The organism is Natronorubrum tibetense GA33, from assembly GCF_000383975.1.
Taxonomy (GTDB): domain Archaea; phylum Halobacteriota; class Halobacteria; order Halobacteriales; family Natrialbaceae; genus Natronorubrum; species Natronorubrum tibetense.
Map to the genome: position 1 here is coordinate 1,796,635 of NZ_KB913017.1, position 21,523 is coordinate 1,818,157.

At 62.7% G+C, this 21,523-nt stretch carries 17 protein-coding genes; 13 read left to right on the plus strand and 4 right to left on the minus strand.

Annotation, left to right across the window (positions count from 1 at the left end):
- Window positions 1–31 precede the first annotated feature (31 nt).
- The 3 genes from NATTI_RS0109330 to NATTI_RS0109340 form a co-directional block, all read right to left on the minus strand.
- A complete protein-coding gene (locus NATTI_RS0109330; RefSeq protein WP_006092479.1) occupies window positions 32–379 on the minus strand; it encodes a hypothetical protein in 348 nt (115 codons plus the stop codon).
- A 93-nt stretch (window positions 380–472) separates the two neighbouring features.
- Window positions 473–973: a 2'-5' RNA ligase family protein gene (locus tag NATTI_RS0109335; RefSeq protein ID WP_006092478.1), complete on the minus strand. Its 501-nt coding sequence runs from the start codon at window positions 971–973 to the stop codon at window positions 473–475.
- Window positions 974–1,039: 66 nt separating this feature from the next.
- Window positions 1,040–1,225, minus strand: a complete 186-nt coding sequence (locus NATTI_RS0109340) for a DUF7554 family protein (RefSeq protein WP_006092476.1) — start codon at window positions 1,223–1,225, stop codon at window positions 1,040–1,042.
- Between the two features lie 88 nt (window positions 1,226–1,313).
- Here NATTI_RS0109340 and NATTI_RS0109345 point away from each other — a divergent pair, with 88 nt between their 5' ends.
- The 13 genes from NATTI_RS0109345 (at window position 1,314) to NATTI_RS0109405 (ending at window position 15,502) form a co-directional block, all read left to right on the plus strand.
- Window positions 1,314–2,420 carry a DUF7343 domain-containing protein gene (locus NATTI_RS0109345; protein ID WP_006092475.1) on the plus strand — a complete coding sequence of 369 codons (1,107 nt, stop codon included), beginning with the start codon at window positions 1,314–1,316 and terminating at the stop codon, window positions 2,418–2,420.
- Between the two features lie 503 nt (window positions 2,421–2,923).
- Window positions 2,924–4,165: an argininosuccinate synthase gene (locus NATTI_RS0109350; protein ID WP_006092474.1), complete on the plus strand. Its 1,242-nt coding sequence runs from the start codon at window positions 2,924–2,926 to the stop codon at window positions 4,163–4,165.
- Window positions 4,166–4,167: 2 nt separating this feature from the next.
- Complete coding sequence (argH, locus tag NATTI_RS0109355; protein ID WP_006092473.1) at window positions 4,168–5,664, plus strand: argininosuccinate lyase; 1,497 nt, start codon at window positions 4,168–4,170, stop codon at window positions 5,662–5,664.
- Between the two features lie 186 nt (window positions 5,665–5,850).
- On the plus strand, window positions 5,851–6,015 hold the full coding sequence (gene lysW, locus NATTI_RS0109360; protein WP_005554620.1) for a lysine biosynthesis protein LysW: 165 nt from the start codon (window positions 5,851–5,853) through the stop codon (window positions 6,013–6,015).
- Window positions 6,012–6,896, plus strand: coding sequence for a lysine biosynthesis protein LysX (lysX, locus tag NATTI_RS0109365; RefSeq protein ID WP_006092471.1), 885 nt, complete (start codon window positions 6,012–6,014; stop codon window positions 6,894–6,896). The genes lysW and lysX overlap by 4 nt, the downstream gene beginning before the upstream one ends.
- Entirely contained in the window at window positions 6,896–7,972 is a 1,077-nt protein-coding gene (gene argC / locus NATTI_RS0109370; RefSeq protein ID WP_006092470.1) for an N-acetyl-gamma-glutamyl-phosphate reductase, read from the plus strand. The genes lysX and argC overlap by 1 nt, the downstream gene beginning before the upstream one ends.
- Window positions 7,973–8,839 carry an acetylglutamate/acetylaminoadipate kinase gene (locus tag NATTI_RS0109375; RefSeq protein WP_019991776.1) on the plus strand — a complete coding sequence of 289 codons (867 nt, stop codon included), beginning with the start codon at window positions 7,973–7,975 and terminating at the stop codon, window positions 8,837–8,839. It begins immediately after the preceding gene.
- A complete protein-coding gene (locus tag NATTI_RS0109380) occupies window positions 8,836–9,990 on the plus strand; it encodes an aspartate aminotransferase family protein (protein ID WP_006092458.1) in 1,155 nt (384 codons plus the stop codon). Before NATTI_RS0109375 ends, NATTI_RS0109380 begins: the two co-directional genes overlap by 4 nt.
- The gene (locus NATTI_RS0109385) at window positions 9,987–11,096 is read left to right on the plus strand and encodes a [LysW]-lysine hydrolase (RefSeq protein WP_027119107.1); all 1,110 of its coding nucleotides are present in this window, start codon (window positions 9,987–9,989) and stop codon (window positions 11,094–11,096) included. Before NATTI_RS0109380 ends, NATTI_RS0109385 begins: the two co-directional genes overlap by 4 nt.
- Window positions 11,096–12,016, plus strand: coding sequence for an ornithine carbamoyltransferase (argF, locus tag NATTI_RS0109390; RefSeq protein ID WP_006092455.1), 921 nt, complete (start codon window positions 11,096–11,098; stop codon window positions 12,014–12,016). Before NATTI_RS0109385 ends, argF begins: the two co-directional genes overlap by 1 nt.
- A gap of 593 nt (window positions 12,017–12,609) precedes the next feature.
- Entirely contained in the window at window positions 12,610–13,869 is a 1,260-nt protein-coding gene (gene thrC / locus NATTI_RS0109395; RefSeq protein ID WP_006092454.1) for a threonine synthase, read from the plus strand.
- A gap of 153 nt (window positions 13,870–14,022) precedes the next feature.
- Window positions 14,023–14,385 carry a hypothetical protein gene (locus NATTI_RS0109400; RefSeq protein ID WP_027119108.1) on the plus strand — a complete coding sequence of 121 codons (363 nt, stop codon included), beginning with the start codon at window positions 14,023–14,025 and terminating at the stop codon, window positions 14,383–14,385.
- A gap of 217 nt (window positions 14,386–14,602) precedes the next feature.
- Complete coding sequence (locus NATTI_RS0109405) at window positions 14,603–15,502, plus strand: transcription initiation factor IIB (RefSeq protein ID WP_006092451.1); 900 nt, start codon at window positions 14,603–14,605, stop codon at window positions 15,500–15,502.
- Window positions 15,503–15,600: 98 nt separating this feature from the next.
- On the opposite strand, the gene NATTI_RS0109410 is transcribed toward NATTI_RS0109405, so the two are convergent.
- Entirely contained in the window at window positions 15,601–21,045 is a 5,445-nt protein-coding gene (locus NATTI_RS0109410; protein WP_006092449.1) for an LAGLIDADG family homing endonuclease, read from the minus strand.
- Window positions 21,046–21,523 lie beyond the last annotated feature (478 nt).

A 21,523-nucleotide genomic window follows, 5' to 3' on the forward strand; every position in this document is an offset into this window, starting at 1 on the left:
AGCCCACCCTCGAGAACCACTCACACCCGTCTCACTCGACCGGTTCGACCGTCACGTCGGCGGCGCCGTTCGTCACCGTGACGACGTGAGTGCCGTCGGACTTGACCGTCACGTCGTAGCTGTCGCTCTCTTCGACCGATCGCGCGTCGAGGGGACCCTCGCCGACTTCGGCGAGCTGTACGCTGACTGCGCTTCCCTCACTGACTTCTCGTACGTCGACCGAGACGGTGAGTTCTTCACCTGCCTCGGCGCTGAACTCGGTCGGCTCCTCGTCTTGGAGGGTGTCGTCGACGTAGCCGCCGTCCATCAGGCCGGTCACTTCGCTGCAGCCTGCCAGTAACACCGCCGTCGGCCCCGCGAGAACTGCCCGTCGGTACATGGCTCGAGCTACCGACACTGTCGAGTAATAGCTCCTGGACGACTCACGGTTCGATTCCGACGATGAGTCTGCGTCGGGTTCTGTCGAGTTCGATCAGGCCGGCAACGAGACGCGGCTCACCGGCAATTTGTACGTACCGTCCCAGAACTCGAGTTCGCTGACGGTCCACCGGATCGGCTCGAGTTCCCGCTCGGCGAGGCGTTTCGCGGTCGCGATGTCGCCCCCGCGGGCCAGCGTGACGTGGGGGACGTAATCGGTTCCCTCGAGGCCCTCGACGGTGTCGAAGGCATCGGTGAGGGTCGCGTGGATCGACTCGAGGCCGGGACTCTCGACGGCGAGATAGACCACGGGTGCGGAGCCGAGCGGCGGATCTTCGAAGCAGTCGATGCCCGTAATCTGGGCTTCGACGGCGGGAGCGCCCTCGAGGGCGCGGTGGGCGCGGTGTTGTAACTGGGCAACGTGGTCGGCGTCGCCGAGACGTTTGAGCAGACAGGAGTGATCCTCGCGGACGCTGTCGAAGCCGACGAGTTCCGGGTAGAGCTCGTTGGCGATGGTCCGGACGCGTCCGGGAACCGGGACGTTGACGCTGTACACTACGGCAGTCGTAGGGTCGAGTGACCTATCAGTGTGACGCTCCCCGCGGCGTCGGGACCGCCGGTCTCAGAGCCGATCGAGCAGCCACAGGACGATCACAGCGAGGATTGCCACGATGAGCAGTGGGCGGAGAATCGCGAGGAAGCCGCTGATGATCACGCTCACGACCTCGATGAGCAATAGGACGGCGACCAGAGCGAGGACGATTTTCAGGAGGGTTTCGACCTCGAGTTTGCCACGAGTTCCGTGCATATACAGTCCGCTACAGAGGAACGTTTCAAAAATACATCGCTGTCGTCGTCGGAAAGACCTATCTGGACGGCTACGACAGTTCATGGTAATGGATTCGAAGGGGCTTTCGGCCCTGCTCTGGGTGCTCGTGGTCGTCGGGTGTGCGGTCGCGTTGCTGCCGGTTGCGTCGGTCGGCGCGGTCGCCGACGCTGGAGCCACAGGAGCGACGGTTCAGGACGACGAGGAGCTGGTCGAGCGCGAAGAACTGGACGAGGCGGACGCGGTGCACATCGACGTCTCTCTCTCCGAGAACGGTTCGGCGACGTTCGAAGTCGACTATCGGTACCATCTCGAGAACGAGAACAACACCGAAGCGGAGTGGGACGACCTCGTCGAGGATATCGAAGCGGATCCGGAGGCGTTCGCCGCCGCGGAGATGGACGACTGGGACGCGATTCGTGCCGACGGAGAGAACGCGACCGAACGGGAGATGAATCTCTCGAACGCCACCGTCTCGATCGACGAGAGTCCCGCACCGCGGAGTATCGGTCACGTTCAGTTCACGTTCGAGTGGTCGTCGTTCGCCAGCGTCGTGATGAACGAGATCACGGCGGGCGACGCGCTCTCGGGCTTTACGCTCGTCGATGACACGACGCTACAGATTACCGGTCCCGAGGACTACGTCGTCCACGAGCACGAACCGACGGCCGACAACACGGAGCCGAACGCGGTCTACTGGGACAGTGATGGAACCGAGTTCAACGACGAACAGCCGCGCGTCGTCTTCATCGAGAACGGCGATTCGGGCGCGGAGGCGACTGAACCGGAAGAGGGACCGCCGACGACGTGGCTCGCGGTGGCGGCTGCACTCGGCTTGCTCGCGACCGGTGCGATGATCGGCTGGTGGCTCAGACACGGCCGATCCGACGGACCGGCTCCGGCTAGTGACGACATCGCTCCGTCGGGAGCCGATACCTCGCCCGCCTCCGGCGACGCGGCGGGACCACCGCCCGAACTTCTCAGCAACGAGGAACGCGTCCTGCGGCTGCTCGAGGAGCGCGGCGGCCGAATCAAACAGCAGGAAGTAGTCGCCGAACTCGACTGGACCGAGGCCAAGACGAGTCAGGTCGTCGGGAGCCTGCGAGAGGACGACGAGATCGAAGTCTTCCGGATCGGCCGGGAGAACGTGCTCTCGCTTCCCGAGGACGACGAGTAGCCGCCGGTGGGTGCGTCGCCGTCGTCTCCTATTTCCGTCGCTGATCGGTGCGTCGGCCGTCATCTCCGTTTTCCGTCGCACTCGTTGCAGCCCTTCGGCATCGTCTTCGTGGCCGCATCATCGTCCGTTGCACCCGTTTCGAAGCCATTCATTTCTTGTGTGTTGCTAGTACTGGATGACCGTTCTGACGGGTTGAATGCCGCAATACTTGCTATTCAGCAGGATTTAATACCGGTGGCGCTCTTAGAGCCACCAATGAGTCCCGTCGTCGGTACCACGCTCGCCGCGTTCGGTACCGACGGGACCGTCTCCCCGCGGCGACCGCGACGGCGGCGGCCGGGCCTTTGAGCCCGACTACTACTTTACCCCTCGACCCCCGTCCGTGTCAACGTTTCACCGATCCCGAAACTCCACAATTCTCGGTTAGCAGGTGCTCTACCGTTAATTTACGCGCACAAAATCAATGTACTTAAGTCGCTCCTGCCGTTTTCCTCGAGTACGATATGACACGCGTTGCACTCGCATTCTCGGGTGGGCTGGACACGACCGTCTGTGTCCCGCTGCTCGAGGAAGAATACGGATACGACGACGTCATCGGCGTCACGGTCGACGTCGGTCAGCCGGCTTCCGAATTCGAGGAAGCTGAAGAAACTGCAGAAGCGCTCGGTCTCGAGCACTACGTCGTCGACGCAAAGGAGGAATTTGCACAACTCTGTCTCGACAGCGTCCGCGCGAACGCGACGTACCAGGGCTATCCGCTCGGTACCGCACTCGCTCGTCCCGTGATCGCTGAGGCGATCCTCGAGGTCGCGGAGGAACAGGGCTGTACCGGCATCGCCCACGGCTGTACGGGTAAGGGGAACGACCAGCTCCGTTTCGAAGCCGTCTGGCGCGACTCGGATCTCGAGGTCATCGCCCCCGTGCGCGAACTCGGGCTCACCCGCGAGTGGGAAAACGAGTACGCCGCGGAGAAGGACCTGCCCGTCGAGGGCGGCGGCGGCGGGAAATGGTCGGTCGACACCAACCTCTGGAGTCGCTCCGTCGAGGGCTCCGAACTCGAGGATCCGAACTACGTCCCCGGCGAGGAGATCTACAACTGGACGCAGGCCCCAACCGGCGAGACCCAGGAGATCGAGATCTCCTTCGAGAAGGGTTATCCCGTCGCCGTCGACGGCGTCGAGTACGACCCGATCGAGCTTATCGAGCACTTAAACGGCGTGGCGGGCGCGTACGGCGTCGGCCGCACCGACTCGATGGAAGATCGCATGCTCGGCCTGAAGGTTCGCGAGAACTACGAGCACCCGGCCGCGACGACGCTGCTCAACGCCCACGAAGCGCTCGAGGGCCTCGTCCTCACCCAGGAGGAACGCGAGTTCAAGCAGCTGATCGACCAGCGCTGGTCGAAGAAGGGCTACGAGGGCCTGATCGACGCGCCGCTCGTGAAGGCACTCGAGGCCTTCATCGACGAGACCCAACAGCGCGTCACCGGAACAGTCACGATCCGCTTCGAGGGCGGCCAGGCCCGCGCAGTGGGTCGCGACAGCAAGTACGCCGCCTACTCTGCCGAGCACGCCTCCTTCGACACCGAGACGGTCGGCAAGATCGATCAGGAGGACGCCACGGGCGTCGCGAAGTACCACGGCTTCCAGCGCCGTCTCGCAAACTCGGTGACGGACGCCGAGGACGCTGAAGACGAGGGAGTCGAACTCGCGACCGACGGCAGCGGAGCTGACGAGGACGAATAACCATGACCGAGGAGAGTGCTTCCGACGGCGGCGACGTGCCCGAACTCGCAACCGACGGCAGCGGCGAGGGCGTCGTCCGGCGGGACCGCTTCAGCGGCGGCCCCGCCCGGAGCTTCCTCTCCTCGCTCGAGGCCGATCGGCGGATCTTCGAGGCCGATCTCGAGGTCGACCGCGCACACGTCCTGATGCTCGCCGAGCAGGGGATCATCGAGGACGACGTCGCGGGCGACATTCTGACGGCGATCGACGCCATCGAGGTCGACGGCCACGGCTCCTTGCCCGACGGCGAGGACGTCCACGAGGCCATCGAGACGGCGGTCATCCAACGCATCGGCGAGGAGGGCGGCAAGATGCACACCGCGCGCTCGCGTAACGACGAGGTCGCGGCCTGCATTCGCTACCGCCTGCGCGAGGACGTTCTCGAGGCCCTCGAGACGACGCTCGCGCTGCGCGAGGCGCTGGTGGGGGTCGCCGAGGCGAACGCGGAGACGATCATGCCCGGCTACACCCACCTCCAGCCCGCCCAGCCGATCACCGTCGGCCACTGGGCGTGCTCCTACGAGGGAGCCGTCCGCCGCGATACGGAACGCCTGTTCGAGGCCTATCAACGGATCAACCAGTCGCCGCTGGGTGGCGCCGCGTTCGCCGGCACGACGTTTGATATCGACCGCGAGCGCACGGCCGAACTGCTCGGCTTCGAAGGTGTGGTGGAGAACTCGATGGACGCCTCCTCGAGCCGGGACTTCTTGCTCGAGACGACGCAGGTGCTGTCGACGCACGCGACGACGCTGTCGGGGCTCGCGGAAGATCTGATCATCTTCGCGAACCGCGGCTTCGTCGATCTCGCGGACGACTACTCCTCGACGTCGTCGATCATGCCCCAAAAGAAGAATCCCGACACGCTCGAACTCGTTCGCGCGGTCGCGGGCGACGCTGCAGGGTCGGTCCAGGGGCTGACGACGACGCTCAAGGGACTGCCCCGCGCGTACAACCGCGACCTTCAGCGGGCGACGACTCACGCCTGGGAGACCGTCGACGCCGTGACGGACGCGAGCGAGGTCGCAGCGGGGGCCGTCGCGACGGCCGACTGGAACGAGGAGGCGCTGGCGGCGGAAGCCGACGCGGGCTTCTCGACGGCGACCGGCGTCGCGGACCTGCTCGCGGCGAACGGACTGCCGTTCCGGACGGCCCACGAGATGGTTGCCCACGCTGCGGAACACGGTGGTGACTACGACGCGATCGAGTCGGCTGCCCAGGAGGTACTGGGCGAACCGCTCGAGTCGTTCGTCGACCCCACGGCCGTCGAGGCCGCGCTCGACCCCGTCGAAAGCGTCGCGAGTCGCGACTCGCAGGGTGGGCCCGCCCCCGAGGCGGTTGCGGACCAACTCGAGGCGGCCCGCGAGGCGCTGTCGGCCGACGAGGAGACGCTCGCGAAGATGGACGACGCGCTCGAGGTGGCCCACGAGGTGCTCCGCGAGGAGGTGAACGGCTATGTCTGAGGCAGAATACCCGCGGCCGGCACCGCGACCGTCCCCGCGAGGGGACAATACACCGACTACATGATATGTCAGACAAAATTTGCCGTGAATTCGCCTTTTCATCCGCTTAGCGGACAGTCTGTGTAGTGTAATTCTGCTGTTAAGTTCGAAGGCTTTAAGGGTCATCGGCTCTCAGTTGCAGGTACAATGACCGAATGCGTCGAGTGTGGGGCTGAGGTGTCCCTGCATGACGATCTGGAAGTTGGAGAGATCGTTGACTGTACGACCTGTGGAGCAGAGCTAGAAGTCGTTGACACCGAGCCGCCAGTCCTCGAGCGAGCCCCGGAGCTCGAAGAGGACTGGGGTGAGTGACCTTGCAAATAGGAATACTCTACTCCAGAATCCGCAAAGACGAGAAGCTCCTCCTCAACGAGCTACGCGAGCGCGATCACGAGATCGTGAAGATCGACGTTCGCAAACAGACGTTCGATATTAGCGAGGCTCCCGAGGCGTTCGCGGACCTCGATATCGTCGTCGATCGCTGTCTCGCCACGAGTCGGAGCCTGTACGCCACGCAGTTCTTCGAGGCCTACGGCATCCCCGTCGTCAACAGCCACGAGACCGCCGACATCTGTGCGGACAAAGTGAAGAACAGCTTAGCGCTCGAGCAGGCGGGCGTTCCCACGCCCGCGACGAAGGTCGCCTTTACGAAGGAGACCGCGATGGAGGCTATCGAGGACTTCGGCTATCCGTGCGTCCTCAAACCCGTCGTCGGCTCGTGGGGCCGCCTGATGGCCAAGATCGACTCGCCCGACGCTGCAGAGGCGATTCTCGAGCACAAGGCGACGCTGGGCCACTATGAGCACAAGGTGTTCTACGTCCAGGAGTTCGTCGACAAACCCGGCCGCGACATTCGCGTACTCGCAACCGACGGCGAACCGATCGCCGGCATGGTCCGCTCCTCGGACCACTGGATCACGAACGCCGCCAAGGGGGCCGAAACGAACGTCTTCGAGCCCGACGAGGAAGCGAAAGAACTCGTGAAGAAGGCCAGCGACGCCGTCGGCGGCGGGCTGCTCGGTATCGACCTCATGGAGACTGACGACGGCTATACCGTCCACGAGGTCAACCACACTGTCGAGTTCAAAGCACTCGACGGCGCGGTCGACACCGATATCGCCGGCACCGTCGTCGACTGGCTCGAGGAGAAAGCTGCGGCCGAAGCCGGCGAGGAACTCGAGGTGACCGTCTGATGGCGGTCGGCACCGAGACCGGTGCAGCGGCAGACGCCGAGACGGTCACCGCGAGCGTCATCGGCGGTAGCGGGTTCACGGGCGGCGAACTCCTGCGACTGCTCGCCGGCCACCCGAATTTCGCGATCACGGAGGTCACCAGCCGCTCGAAGGCCGGCAAGAGCGTCGGCTCCGTCCACCCGCCGCTGCGGGGGACTGACCTGCGCTTTACCGAACCCAAGGATCTCGAGTCCGTCGACGTCCTGTTCGCCGCGACGCCACACGGCGTCTCGATGGGACAGATCGACGAGTTCTTCGAGATCGCCGACACCGTCGTCGACCTCTCGGCGGACTTCCGCCTGAACAGCGAGGAGCAGTACGACGAGTGGTACGACGGCCACGACGCGCCCGAGTACCTCGAAAAGGCCGAGTACGCCCTGCCCGAGATCAACCGCGAGAACCTCTCCGGTGCGGGCCTGATCGCCGGTGGCGGCTGTAACGCCACCGCGACGATTCTGGGACTGTACCCGCTGTTCGAGCACGGTATTCTCGAGGGAGGGGAACAGGTCGTCGTCGATGTCAAAGTCGGCTCCTCGGAGGGAGGTGCCGGCGGCGGCGAGGCCTCGAGCCACCCCGAGCGCTCGGGCGTCGTCCGTCCGTACGCGCCGACGGGCCACCGCCACGAGGCCGAGATCGAGCAGTTCCTCGGCACGAGCGTCGCGTTCACCTGCCACGCCGTAGATATGATTCGCGGCGCCAGCGCGACGAACCACGTCTTCCCGTCGGGACCGGTCTCGAAGGGCGACCTCTGGAAGGCCTACCGCGGCTGTTACGAGGACGAGCCGTTCGTCCGCATGGCCGCCGGCGGCTCCGGGGTCTACCGCTACCCCGAACCGAAGGCCGTTGCGGGGACGAACCTCGCAGAGGTCGGCTTCGAACTCGACCCTTCGAACAAGCGCATCGTCGTCTTCTCGGCCATCGACAACATGATGAAAGGCTCCGCGGGACAGGCGGTTCACGCCGCCAACATCGCGCTGGGGCTCGAGGAGACGGCCGGACTCGAGTTTACGGGACTCCACCCCGTGGGGGCGCCCTAAATGACGACTGTCGTCAAAATCGGTGGCGCGCGCGCCGTCGACCCCGAAGGGGCACTCGCGGACGTCGCGAGCCTCGTCGAAGACGGCGAGGACGTCGTCCTCACCCACGGCGGCTCGACCGCCGTCGACGAGACCTTGGAAGACCTCGGCGAGGAACCGACCTACGTCGAGACCCCCGGCGGCGTCGTCGGGCGATTCACCGACGAGGACACGATGGACGTCTTCAAGATGGTAATGCCCGGCAAGCTCAACACCGATCTGGTAGAGAGCTTGCAGAACCTCGAGGTGAACGCGGTCGGGCTCTCGGGTACCGACGGAAAGCTGCTCGAAGGGAAACGCAAGTCCGCCGTTCGCGTCAAGGAAGACGGCAAAAAGAAGATCAAGCGCGGCGACCACTCGGGGAAGATCGAGTCGGTCAACGCCGACCTGCTCGAGACCGTCCTCGCGGGTGGCTACACGCCCGTCGTCTCCGTTCCGATGCTCGGGAAGGAGAAAGGCGGCGGCTACACGGCGGTCAACGCCGACGCCGACCGCGCGGCCGCTGCGATTGCGGGCGCACTCGATGCGGACCTTGTGCTTCTCACGGACGTTTCGGGGATCTACGAGAACCCTGACGACGAGTCGACGAAGATCGATTCGGCGTCGACGCCCGAGGAGTTTTCCGCGGTCAAATCCGCTGCAGAAGGCTTCATGATCAAGAAGGTCATGGCCGCCGAGGAGGCGCTCGAGGGCGGCGCGTCGTCCGTTATCGTTGCGACCGCCAACGCCGACAAACCGATCACGAGCGCGCTCGCGGGCGAGGGGACGACCCTCGAACCCGGCGTGCTCGAGGCGGAGAACGAAACGGCACAGGAGGCCGCAAAATGAGCGACCACGACTTCATCTCCGGCAGCAAGCCGATCGGTATCGAACGCGGCGAGGGCCCGTACCTCTACACCGCAGACGGCACGGAATACCTCGACGCCGGTGCGAGCTACGCCTGTACGCCGCTGGGTCACAGCCACCCCGCGGTCGTCGAGGCGGTCCAGGAGCAGGTCGGCAAGCTAACGTTCGTCGACTCCTCCTACCCTGTCCAGTCCCGAGAGGACGCCTACGCCGCGCTCGTCGCGGCGACGCCGGACGGACTCGAGTCCGCCTGGTTCTGTAACTCCGGGACCGAGGCCAACGAGGCTGCCTTGAAGTTCGCCCGCTCGGCGACCGGCGAGTCGAAGATTATCGCGGCGACCCGGTCGTTCCACGGCCGAACGATGGGCTCGCTCGCGGCGACCTGGAAGGACAAGTACAAGGAGCCGTTCGAACCCCTCGCCGGCGATGTGGAGTTCGTCCCCTACGGCGACGACGAGGAACTCGCGGCCGCCGTGGACGACGAGACCGCGGCCGTGATCTTAGAGCCGATTCAGGGCGAGGGTGGGATCAACGTTCCGCCCGCGGGCTACCTCGAGAACGCCCGCGAACTGACCGACGAGGCCGGTGCGGCGCTCGTCTTCGACGAGGTCCAGACCGGCATGGGGCGCACGGGAGAGATGTGGGCCTGCCAACGTGCGGGCGTCACGCCCGACGTGCTCACGACGGCGAAGGGCCTGGGCAACGGCCTCCCCGTGGGCGGACTCGCCGTTCGCGACTGGATCGCCGACGGCGCGGCCTCGCACAACGCTACGTTCAGCGGCGGTCCCGTCGTCTCCGCGGCGGTTCACGCGACCGTCTCGACGCTGGTCGAAGAGGAGTGGCCCGCCCACGCTGCCGAGATGGGCGACTATCTCGTCTCCGAACTCGAGGCTGCGTTGGGCGACGAGGTGCGCGAGGTCCGCGGTGACGGCCTGCTAATCGGTGTCGAGTTGAAACGCGGCGCAAACCGCGTTGCTCGCGACCTCGCGATGGACCACCAGATCCTGGCGCTCCCCGCGGGTCGGACCGTGTTGCGTCTGCTGCCGCCGCTCGTGATCGACCAGGCGGAGGCGGATCAACTCGTTGATGCACTCACCGAGATTGTCGCCCCCGAGGCGAGTGCCGAATCATGAGTGCAGCCATGGAAGATACGACCGACGTTTCGCTCGAGGACGCTCGCGAACTGCTGATCGACCTCGTGTCGATCCCCTCGCCCTCGGGCGACGAGGTGGAGGCCGCGGAGCGACTCGTCGACTTCTTCGACGCTTACGGCCGCGAGGCGTGGATCGACGAGGTCGGTAACGTTCGCGCACCCGCGGACGACGTCGTCCTCCTGACCTCTCACATCGATACCGTTCCCGGCGAGATTCCGGTCGAGGTAACGTCGGCCGACGAGACCGATGTCGAGCGGGAGATCGCCGAAGAGACCGGCGAGGATATTCTCTGGGGCCGCGGCAGCGTCGACGCCACCGGCCCGCTGGCCGCGATGGCCGCCGCCGCCGTCCGCACGGGCGTCTCCTTCGTCGGCGTCGTCGGCGAGGAGACGAACTCGCGCGGCGCGCGCTATCTCGTCGAGGATCGCGAGGAACCCGGTGCCGTCGTCAACGGCGAGCCAAGCGGTGCGACGGGCATCACGCTCGGCTACCGCGGGTTTCTGGCAGGGACCTACGTCGCGACCAGCGAGTCCGGCCACACCTCGCGTCCAGAACCGAACGCGATCCAGCACGCGACCAACTGGTGGACGGGCGTCGAAGCCGCCTTCGAGGACGACGAGTACACGGCCGTCTTCGAGCGCGTCACCGCCAAACCCGTCGACATGAACGGCGGGATCAGCGACGACGGCCTCTCGGTCGAGGCCACGCTCGACGTGCAACTGCGGATCCCGCCGTCGCTGGACGCCGAATCGGTCCGCGAGACCGCCGAAGCCGGTCTCGAGATCGGCACCGTCACCTGGGCCGAGCCGATTCCGCCGGTGATGGAGAGCCCTCGAACCGAGGTCGCCCGCGCGTTTCGTGCGGCGATCCGAAAGGAAGGGAGCGATCCGCGACTCCTGCGCAAGACTGGCACCAGCGACATGAACCTCTACGCCGGCGTCTGGGACTGCCCGATGGTCACCTACGGGCCCGGCAACTCCGACCTCGATCACGCGCCGGACGAACGCCTCTCTCTCGTCGAGTTCGATCGCTCGGTCGAGATCTTAGAACGCGTCGCGACGACGCTGCACGGAGGTGACGACTGATGTCGGGCGACGCCGACGTTCGTCACTTCCTCGAGATCGACGATCTCTCGCCGGCCGAACTCGAGACGGTCCTCGACCGTGCGGAGACGTACAAACAGGCCCAGCAGCAAGGCGAGGAACATCCCGATCTGGACGGCCAGACGCTGGGGATGATCTTCCAGAAGCCGAGCACGCGAACCCGCGTCTCCTTCGAGACCGGGATGACCCAACTCGGCGGTCACGCCGTCTTCCTCGGCGAAGACGATATCCAACTGGGTCGCGGTGAGCCGCTAAAAGACACCTCGCGGACGCTCTCGCGGTACGTCGACGCCGTGATGGCTCGCGTCTTCAAACACGAGAACATCGAGGTGTTCGCGGAGTACGCGTCGGTCCCGGTCGTCAACGGGCTCACCGACGACGCCCACCCCTGCCAGACGCTCGCTGATCTGCTGACGATCCGCGAGGAAGAGGGCGGGTTCGAAGACGTTTCCGCGGCCTGGATCGGCGACGGGAACAACGTCGCCCAGTCGTTCGTCCTCGGCTGTGCCATCGCGGGAATCGACCTGACGGTCGCCACGCCAGAGGGGTACGGGATCGACGATGACGTACTGGCGGGCGCTCGAGAACTCGGCGGCGATCCGACGGTCACGACCGACCCGGTCGAGGCCGCCTCCGACGCCGATGTCATCTACACCGACGTCTGGACCAGCATGGGCCAGGAGGACGAGTACGACGTCCGAATGGAGGCCTTCGAGGGCTTTCAGGTTCGCTCGGAGCTGCTCGAGCACGCGCCCGACGCGTCGGTTATGCACTGTCTGCCCGCCCACCGCGGCGAGGAGATTACGGACGACGTCATCGAGAGCGACCGATCGATCGTCTTCGATCAGGCCGAAAATCGGCTCCACGCCCAGAAGGCGCTGTTGAGCTGGCTGCTCGAGTGAACTTTCGATCACGAACGGAGTGAGTGATCGGATTTTTTGGTCCAGATTTTTTGCGTGAGTGGTCGGCGAAGCCGACCCGAGCGGAAAAAAGGTGGCCACGAAGGCGTTGTTGAGCTGGCTGCTCGAGTAATCGTCGGTATCAACTTTTTCCCGGTCACCCTCACTACTATTTGAGTCGCGTACGCGAAGTCGTCACACTGGCGGTCGTCGTCGACGCTTGTCGGCCACCCTCTGGGTCGGTACGCCTCCCCTTCCGGTCGATAACCCGAACATTACCCGAGTAAATACAGAATTGTCACCCGACAGGATAGATGGCGGATATGAACTATCTTTTGCGCTTATATGTAGCGTTCAAATCGTTCCGACCGGGAGATGTCGTTCAGAGTACTGCTCGCCACGCTGATCATGCTGCTCGGGCCCGCGGCCCTGTTGGCACTGCATCTGTCGTGAACGAGTCCGGGGGATGGTGAACAGGCGATAGACTGTGCGGAGCAACCGAACCGCTCGTTTTTGGCCGTTCCATCGATGGGTTCGGAGTGTCGGGACCGCCGAACCCACGTGCTTTTTCTCCCTCGCCCCCCTCTCGGCCGATAATGAGTCTCAGTCTCTCCGCGGATCAGCCTGCAGTACCCGACGACGCCGACGACGGCGTCTGGCTCGAGTGCATCGAGTGCGGTGAAACGTTCGCTCCGTTCGACGACATCCGCTACACCTGCGACGAGTGTGACGGCCTGCTCGAGGTTCGCTACGCCGAGTTGCCGACGTTCGACGACTTCGAAGGCCACGGTGTCTGGCGCTACGCCGATGCCCTGCCGTTCGACTCCGGAGTCACGATTCAGGAGGGCGCAACGCCGCTGTACGAGGTGCCCAGCCTCGAGGACGATATCGGCGTCGAGGCGCTGCGGATCAAACACGAGGGGATGAACCCGACCGGCTCGTTCAAGGATCGCGGGATGACCGTCGGCGTCAGAGTCGCCACGGAACTCGGCGTCGACCGACTGGCGTGTGCCTCGACGGGGAACACGAGTGCAGCCCTCGCGGCCTACGGCTCCCGTGGCGGGATCGAGACGCTCGTGCTCCTCCCCGCAGGGAAGGTCGCGGCGGGCAAGATCGCACAGGCTAGCCTCCACGGCGCCCGCATCCTCGAGGTCGACGGTAACTTCGATGCCTGCCTCGACATCGTCCAGGAACTGGCCGGCCAGGGCGAAGCCTACCTGCTGAACTCGCTGAACCCGTTCCGGCTCGAGGGTCAGAAGACGATCGGGCTCGAGATTCTCGAGGGCTTCCTCGCCGACTACGACACGGTTCCGGACCGAATCGTGCTGCCGGTCGGCAACGCTGGAAACACCTCGGCGCTGTACAAGGCCTTCCGCGAACTCGTCCAGGCGGGCGAACTCGCGGAGGGCGACGTGCCCAAACTGACGGGCGTCCAGGCCGAGGGCGCGGCTCCGATGGTCGAAGCGATCGAAAACGGCGCGGACGAAGTGATGCGCTGGGAGGAAGTCGAGACGCGCGCGACGGCGATCCGGATCGGGAACCCGGTCAACGCACCCAAAGCGTTGCCCGGAATCCGCGAGACCGGCGGGACCGCAGTTGCCGTCTCCGACGAGGAGATCACCGAGGCCCAGCGGGATGTCGCCGGCGAAGGGATCGGCGTCGAACCCGCCTCAGCCGCCTCTATTGCAGGTCTGCGCAAGCTCCGACGCGAGGGGATCGTCGGTGACGACGAACGCGTCGCCTGCCTGACGACCGGGCACTTGCTCAAGGACCCCGACGCCGCGGCAGCAGCAGGTGCCGATCCAGAATCGGTGCCGAACGATCTCGACGGCGTGCTCGAGCATCTCAGCGAGTGAAGGCTCGTCGGAGCGGTAGATCCAGCGATCCGACGATGTACTCGAGCAGGTTCGCGGGTGAGTGCCTGTGTCATTCAGGTGCACGACCCGCGTCAGACACGTCTGACAGCCGACTGACTGAGCTTTTTCCGGACTGCGTGCGAACCTGTATCCATGTCCGTCGAGCAACGACCTCCCGCCGGAACGTCCCCCACTGACGAACTCGTGGCAACGCGAAGACGAACGCGTTCCGAGCGAACGGCCGATTCCGCGTCCACTTACTCCTCGAGCATGGTGCGAGCTGATCACACGACGCCCGCGGAGCCACCCCTCCACGCTCGGATCGAACGAACACAGTTGCGGCTGCAGGTCACAGCACTCGAGCGCGCACTCGAGACGAGCGAGCGCCGTCGACAAACCGTCATCGACCGATACGAGCACCTTCTCGCGGAGCGCGAGGCGGCCACCAACGAGTCGTCGACGTCCGAGGGCCAACCTGAATCGTCCCTGAAACGGCTTCTCGGTCTGTCGCACTGAGCCTCGAGGAGTTTCCTTTCAGCTGGCCTCTCCCGAACTCACTCCGGAATCGATCCCCCGCCGCTTTGCCGTGGGCTCCGACCGTGCTGTCTGTCGCCGTCTTTTCCGCTGTCTCGACCCATCGACCGAACGCCGCTCGCGCATTTATTCCTTTTCCTCATCCTACATTTTAAATACTATCACGACCCTCAAATTAGACACGGGAAGGTAATAACCAATGGTGGACGCCGATTCAGCTGTTGTCTGTCCCGAATGTGGCGGCAGAGTACGAACGAGAGAAACTGAGACGATCTGTGAGGACTGCGGACTCGTCTCTGCGGAGGATTCGATCGACCGCGGCCCCGAGTGGCGGTCGTTCGACGAGGAGGAGACTGATCGTCGGCGGACTGGTGCTCCATTGACTCGCTCGAGACACGACCGCGGACTCTCGACGGAGATTGGCTACGGCTCCGGCTCGAACGCCGACTACCGATCTCGACTCACCGGTCGGAAACGACGCCAGATCACCCGGCTTCGCCGAGAACACAATCGCGCTCGAATCTCCTCGAAGGCCAAACGCAATCAGGTGTACGGGTTCTCCGAAATCCGACGGGTCAACGTCTCGCTGTCGCTTCCCGACTCGGTCAGAGAGCAGGCGTGTGTCCTGTTCGAGTCGGCCCAATCCGAGGGTCTCTTTCCGGGGCGGTCACTCGAGGGCTTTGCCGCCGCGTCGGTGTACGCGACCTGTCGAACGCAGTCGAATCCGCGAACGATCGCCGAGGTGACGACCGTTGCTCGCGCCAGCGACGACGAACTCACCGTCGCCTACGATGCGCTCAACCGCGAACTCGGTCTGCCCACCGGACCGATCGATCCGACACAATATCTCCCGCGGTACGCCTCGAAACTCGACCTCGGGACGGCCGTCGAGCGCCGCGCCCACGAGTTTGCGTCCACGTTACTGCAAAACGGGGCGATCGGTGGGCGCAACCCCAGCGGCGTCGCGGCAGCCTGTCTCTACAAGGCGGCCGGCGAACGCGAGGAGTGGCCGACGGTCACGCAGGCCGCCGCAGGCGACGTCGCCGACGTTTCGCCGGCGACGATTCGATCGACCGTACAAACGCTCCGAGAGCTGTGACTCGTCGTCGAACACTACGCCGGAACAATTGATTCGAATCGGTTCGGTCGTCCTCGAACGCTATCAGTAACTGCCGATGTCGTTTACAGTCGGGGCGATCACGTCGTCCGCAGGTTATCCATACTCGGCTCGTAGACCTCGCCTTTCTGCTTGAGCTTCTCGATCTCGTGTTCGGCCTTGGACTGATCCATCCCGATCTCTTCGGCCCGCTCCATGACAATATCGACCGGGGCCCCGTCGTCGTACTCCTCTTCGATGTCGCTGATGAGCTGTTTGAGGTTCTTGATCCGATCCCGCTGGGACTTCGAGGTGCCCGCCTCGACGATGTCCGCGTCGAACTCGCCCGTCTCGGGATCGACCCCGATATCCTGTAGACACGAGCGAACGATCTCGATGACGCGGTTCGCGTCCGACTCTTCGACCGTATCCGAGAGCCGCACGCGAGCACTGGCCTCCGAGAGGCGGACGAGCGCCTCGAGTTTCCGTGCCGTCACCGGGATCGGCGCGTCGTCGTCGGTCCCCTTCGACCGCAGGTCGACGTAGAAATCCCGGATCGCGTTGCGGGCTACCTCCGTCATCCGCGGATGGCAGTTCTGCTTCGAGTAGGCGATGTACTTCCGCAGGAGGTCGGCGTCGATCTCGGGGTCGACCTTCTCGGTCATCTCCTCGATCTCCTCGCTCGAGACGTCCATCGTGTTCATCTCCTTCTGTTGGGTCGTCAACTCGCCCGCGTAGTTGGTGTTGATGATGTGTTCGGCGAGATTTCGGTCTTTTTCCTCGTCTGGCTCGTCAGTGACGGTGAAGATCAGATCGAATCGGGAGATGAGCGCCGGCTCGAGGTCGATCTGCTCGCTGATCGGCTCGTAGTGGTCGAAGCGGCCGTACTTGGGGTTCGCTGCGCCGAGAAGTGAGCAGCGGGACTTGAGCGTCGCGTTGATCCCTGCCTTGGAGACCGAGATCTTCTGTTGCTCTAAGGCCTCGTGCATGGCACTGCGGTCTTCCGAGTTGTGGACGACCATTCCGTTCGCGATGAAGTTGTGCGTTCCTTCGACGGTGAGGTCGTACACGCGAGGCAGATCCCGACGTTCGATTTCCTCGAGAAGTTCCGAGATACTCTGTCGTTTCTCGTTGAGTAATGCTGTGCAGACAGATCGGACAGTTTCGAAGTTGTTGACTTCAACGGCACCCGAGAACCACCGTGAGACCGTCGAGCCTGCAACCTCCATCTCATTGGCAACTTGCTGGAACGAAATTCCGTACGCTTCGAGTCGGCCACGGAGTTCATCCCACGTTTCAGCCGGTTCGTCCGTCTCGAGCAAGGACCGTGCTCGCTCTCGAATAGAATTGACGGTGGAGGTACCGAGTTCGTCAGCAAGTTGTTGTTCAAGAACCCGAACTCTGGTGTCGGTGTGTTCCCGGGAGTCTACCGAGTCTACTGTCTTTACGCGACGCCATTTCACATCGTTCTCAACCAGCGTTCGGAGCGGCTCGAGATTGACCGAAGCAGGCGTTGTAAGTTGCTCACGAAGTCGGTTCCGAACTCGCTCTCGGAGGTCGGTATCAGTTCCCCATCGAGCGGATAACTGCTGCTGAGAAAGCGACATTTCGGCGGCCAATTCTCGCTGTGAGACGTGGTACTGCTCTCGAAGTTCTGCAAGCCGCTCCCAAGATGTCTCAGAAGCGAGTTCTTTGTGATGGTCGCCGGCCGCCGCTTTTCGCTCCTCGAACGTTTCGAGTATCGTTTTCGAGAGTCGGAGCGATGCGTTTGCATCCCCGTTTTCGAAGTTGCAGTAGGTCGCATCGCTCTCGAGACCGCACTCGGATTGATGCAATCGGAGTGCACCGCGGGCCTGTTCAAATAACTCGCCGCACTCGGGCAATACGTCTAAGATAGTTCGGGTGCCCGTCGTCCGTTCGCAAGCCCGTTCCAGAGCATGCTGCTTTCGGCCGAGAGTAAATCCGATGTGTCGCTCGAACGCGTTGAGTGATTGGTCGGACGTAATGGCGAGAATGAATAAATCCCGCTTCTCATCGTGATTCCGGGTCTGGATCTGACTCGAGATACCAAACTCGAGCAGGAGCATCTTCGTTCCGAGGAGCAGTTCATAGCTCGAGGAATGGATTTTGACGGCTCGTTCATCGACGGTTCCTTCGGAATCTGCGAGAGCACGAACAAACGCCGCTTTCGTCTCTCGGGATGCGTTCGTTATCGTTCCGGGGAGTCGTTTTCCGTCATACGTCTCGAGGTTCGCTCCCGACTCGAGAAGGTCGTCGACGTACTGTTTCCCGTGGACACGGACTGTTTCGACACCGTCACTCCGTTGCTCGCTGGGGTGACGGACGGCTTCCGTATTGAACGCCACCTCGCAGGCCTCTTCGAAGTCGGTTAGAAGTTCTTCCTCTTTGTTCGTAAAGCGGAACCCATAGCTACCGCCCTTTCGATCGTAGAAGATGTTCCCGTCACCAGCGATATAGCCCAAAATCGCCCCGTGAGCGGCAGTTATGTGATCGACCTCTGGTTCTGCATCGTAGGCTGGTAGTATACTGACTCCGCCGTCTGTAATCTCCGCTGGAATCTTCTCAGGGACATATACCCAGTCGCCTTCGTGAAGATGCTGTGCTTGACGTTCTTTACGCTCTCCGTCTTCCAAGATGAAGAACGGATGGTCTGCAGTAGTTGTTAGCTGTTCTCCACTCTCTAACTCGACTCTCCGGAGTTCTTCTGGTGCGTCGTACTCGTGGATCGCGAGAACGTCACGTTTGACCACGTTTCCGTTCTCAGCCATGGTCCATACGTCCACGTCGACATCTCGGATCGTCCGGCCGTTCTCGTACTCTTCGATCGAACCGTCAGCTATCGCTTCGTGTGCGAGTTCACGAACTGGTTTGATTCCGTTATAAGTATGGACTAGTGTGTCCCCTGTGACACACCTCATCTTGTCGAGTTCGTCTACTGCTGCAATACCTCGGTCGGCGAGAACTAATGCGCCAGCCTCGAGCGTCCACTGCTGTCCATCGCCGAAGTCGTCGCGAACTGCGGCGGCCGTGAGACCTGCCGAGGAGGAACCTTTACCAGACGTATAGACGGCTCGGGGGGCGATATTCTTGATGTAGCCGATCATCTGAGAGTTGTGAGAGATGACCCCGTTCGAGATGTAGTTGTGAGTGCCCTCGATCTCGAGGTCGTATACCCAGTCGTAGTCGGTTTGGACTGTCTCGATACTCTCGATGCGTTCCCAGCAAACCTCTCCTTCGACGAACTGCTCGAGTGCAGAGATACTCGTTTTCACCGACCCACCATCAGCTACAGCAGTCTCCTCGCTTTGGCTCTCCTCCGGCGGTAGCGCGTTTTTGAAAGCTGTGACGACCTTCCGAAGGCTCTCTCGGCTCGGGTTTCTCGAGCCGCGCTCGTAGTGTTGATACGTCGACCGAGGGAGCCCACAATCAGCCTGTGCAAGTGCTAGTGACTCTCGAATTTGCCGGAGTTCTGAGCCGATGTTCGGGATAATATCGAGGTTCGTATTCCCAGCTGTACCAGTATGCTGCGCTGCAGCCTCCTGCTTTCGACGGGTAATAAACCCGATTTCGGAGACGTACGTCTCAAATTCGTTTCCGCTTATTCTGAGTCGGTAGCTTCCGTTCTGTCGCTCGTGAAGCTGTGAACGGATGCCGACTGAGAGAAGCAACGTTCTCACATTCTCAAGCAGGTCTCGACTCATCGAAGCGGCAGTGATCTCCCGCTGGGACTCCGAAACGTGACCTTCTCCTTCGATGAACGCTTTGAGGAACTCTGATTTGGTATCCGCAGAAGCCCTCGAAATGCAGTCTGGGACTCGTTGTTCATCAGACGAGCGAAGAATACGCGGCTCGAGTGTCTTGAGGAAGCTCACGAACTCTCCTGCTGAACAGAGTAGTTCGCGTGCGTCCTTCGATTCGTGAGGTTCTCGCTCTGTCGTGTTGAGCCCTAGTTTCTCCAGTGCGCTGGCCGCGTCGTCCAGTACTTCTCTATCGTTGTTCGTAATCGAAACGTATCCTGTGCTGTCATCCCGTTGTTCGACATAGCCCTCTGCAACGATGTAGCCGATCAATCGCGCTAGCGACGGTGTCCATTCGGCGGGCAGATCAAGCTGAACTGCATTTCGTGATTTAGATTGTCGGTAATCAATATCGAGTGTGTCGTCTGCTTCCGTCGAAAGGCTTCGAGGAGCAGCAACAAACTGCCCTTCAGCGAGTTCGTCTGCAACAACCGGTTTAAATTGGCCGTTATCTTGGACGAACAGCGGATGCGATGGCGTCACCTCGAGTTCCCGTCCGCTCGAGGTCCGAACCCGGTACATCTGATCGGGTGCGTCTCGTTTCCAGACTTTCGTCGCCCGCTGTTGTGCGATGGATCCGTCGTCCTGCAGTGACGGGACCTCGAGATCGATCTCATCGTACCAGCCGTCGTCGATCGGTTTCGGGTCCTCGAGATTTGACTCGACGAGATCGCGAATCGGAACATCTCGCCCGTCTGCAAGAGTAATCTTCGTATCTCCGCGGACGCATTTACCGGTACCCGGATCACCGATAAGCAGCATATGCAGGTCGCCGCGGATCCTCGAGCCGTCGGGCAACTGCTTCGTCACGCCCGAGAACAACTGCAAGATCATCGCGAGTTTCTCCTGTTCGTAGCCGTAGATCGAGGGCGCGATGGAGGCGACCATCTGCTCGTAGACATCGTCCTGGTTGGAGATTTCGTAGATCGCCTTCTTGTCCTCGTCGGTGATGTCCATGTCCTCGAACTGCTCTTCGTCGACGTCGACGGACATCCCCTCCATGTAGAAGTCGAAGACGGGCGACTTCTCCTGTTGGTCGCCCTGTTGCTCGAGTCGCAACACGCCGGTCGCGGAGACGTGGTCGCCGGGGGTGACCTCGCCGGTGATGTCGTCTTCGATGTGTACGTCGAGCGACTGCGGGGTTTCTCCGCCGCGTAAGCCTTCGGGACTCTCCTGCATCCGGAGCTTCTGGGAATCGACGAACTCCGACTGGTCGAAGTTCACCTTGAACGGTCCCTGTCGTTCACAGCCTTGACACTCGTGTGGCTCCTGGAAGTCGCCGCTGGACTGGGGAATTCGCGTCAGCGTGCCACAAAGCTGGCACTCGAAGGCAGCTTCCTCGATCTTCGGGCGAACGTCGGTGGCTTTCCGGATAATGCCGTGGACCTGTACGAGAGAGTTCATATCCCGCGCGCGGATCTCCCGGATTTCGGGAGCCTCCGTCTCGGGGAGCCCTCGTATTCTGACGTGGGCCTGCCCGAGGCTGACGTCGATCGGCAGGTCGTACAGCCGCAGCGCCTCCTCGGCATAGCGCTGAAGCTGTTCGGGCTGGTTGAGATAGTCGTCCGCGAGATCCGGATCGTATCGGTAGAGGTCCTGCCAGTCGATATGAAGCGAGCGCTGCTCGTTGGGGTATCGCTGCGCAAGCTGCTTGATTTCGTTGTCGTAGTAGTTGCGGAAGAACTGCTCGAATGCGTCGACGAGTTCCGTATTTCCCGCTTGCGCCATTGGACACTCTTAGGAGCGCCATCGGGTATAAATGGTGGCAAAGCGGAGCGAAACTGATCGGCCACGTCTCGAGTCGTCTCGATCGAATCGTCTGCGGGCATCTCGGTTCGCGTGTTCGACGCCCCTCTCGTTCCGAACAGCGTTCGCTCACCTCGAGTGTGGAGCGACCGGCAAAACTGAGTTTCCCTCCGAGGCGCGACACCGCGTCCGATAATCGCCGCCAGCAAGCTACTGGGGGCGCACACGCCGCATTCCTGTATTCCCGTGGGCCGTTGCGGCCACACATACGTTTTCGACTACTGGGTTATGTAGGTGCGGCCAATCTGTTTTGGTCATCACCGATGATAGTCGGATTGCCGATCGTTTTACAGGAGGCACAGCGCAATGCCACGGCCTTCAGGCCGTGGATACGCGCGTAAGCCTGATGAATCCACATCTCGTAGTTAGTAACACCGGAGTTCCCACGTTGAGAAATGCC

Bases quoted from the DNA above. Each gene is read 5' to 3' on its own strand.
- NATTI_RS0109330 (WP_006092479.1), bottom strand. From the start codon at position 379: ATGTACCGACGGGCAGTTCTCGCGGGGCCGACGGCGGTGTTACTGGCA.
- NATTI_RS0109340 (WP_006092476.1), bottom strand. From the start codon at position 1,225: ATGCACGGAACTCGTGGCAAACTCGAGGTCGAAACCCTCCTGAAAATC.
- NATTI_RS0109345 (WP_006092475.1), top strand. From the start codon at position 1,314: ATGGATTCGAAGGGGCTTTCGGCCCTGCTCTGGGTGCTCGTGGTCGTC.
- NATTI_RS0109350 (WP_006092474.1), top strand. From the start codon at position 2,924: ATGACACGCGTTGCACTCGCATTCTCGGGTGGGCTGGACACGACCGTC.
- argH (WP_006092473.1), top strand. From the start codon at position 4,168: ATGACCGAGGAGAGTGCTTCCGACGGCGGCGACGTGCCCGAACTCGCA.
- lysW (WP_005554620.1), top strand. From the start codon at position 5,851: ATGACCGAATGCGTCGAGTGTGGGGCTGAGGTGTCCCTGCATGACGAT.
- argC (WP_006092470.1), top strand. From the start codon at position 6,896: ATGGCGGTCGGCACCGAGACCGGTGCAGCGGCAGACGCCGAGACGGTC.
- NATTI_RS0109375 (WP_019991776.1), top strand. From the start codon at position 7,973: ATGACGACTGTCGTCAAAATCGGTGGCGCGCGCGCCGTCGACCCCGAA.
- NATTI_RS0109380 (WP_006092458.1), top strand. From the start codon at position 8,836: ATGAGCGACCACGACTTCATCTCCGGCAGCAAGCCGATCGGTATCGAA.
- NATTI_RS0109385 (WP_027119107.1), top strand. From the start codon at position 9,987: ATGAGTGCAGCCATGGAAGATACGACCGACGTTTCGCTCGAGGACGCT.
- argF (WP_006092455.1), top strand. From the start codon at position 11,096: ATGTCGGGCGACGCCGACGTTCGTCACTTCCTCGAGATCGACGATCTC.
- thrC (WP_006092454.1), top strand. From the start codon at position 12,610: ATGAGTCTCAGTCTCTCCGCGGATCAGCCTGCAGTACCCGACGACGCC.
- NATTI_RS0109400 (WP_027119108.1), top strand. From the start codon at position 14,023: ATGTCCGTCGAGCAACGACCTCCCGCCGGAACGTCCCCCACTGACGAA.
- NATTI_RS0109405 (WP_006092451.1), top strand. From the start codon at position 14,603: ATGGTGGACGCCGATTCAGCTGTTGTCTGTCCCGAATGTGGCGGCAGA.
- NATTI_RS0109410 (WP_006092449.1), bottom strand. From the start codon at position 21,045: ATGGCGCAAGCGGGAAATACGGAACTCGTCGACGCATTCGAGCAGTTC.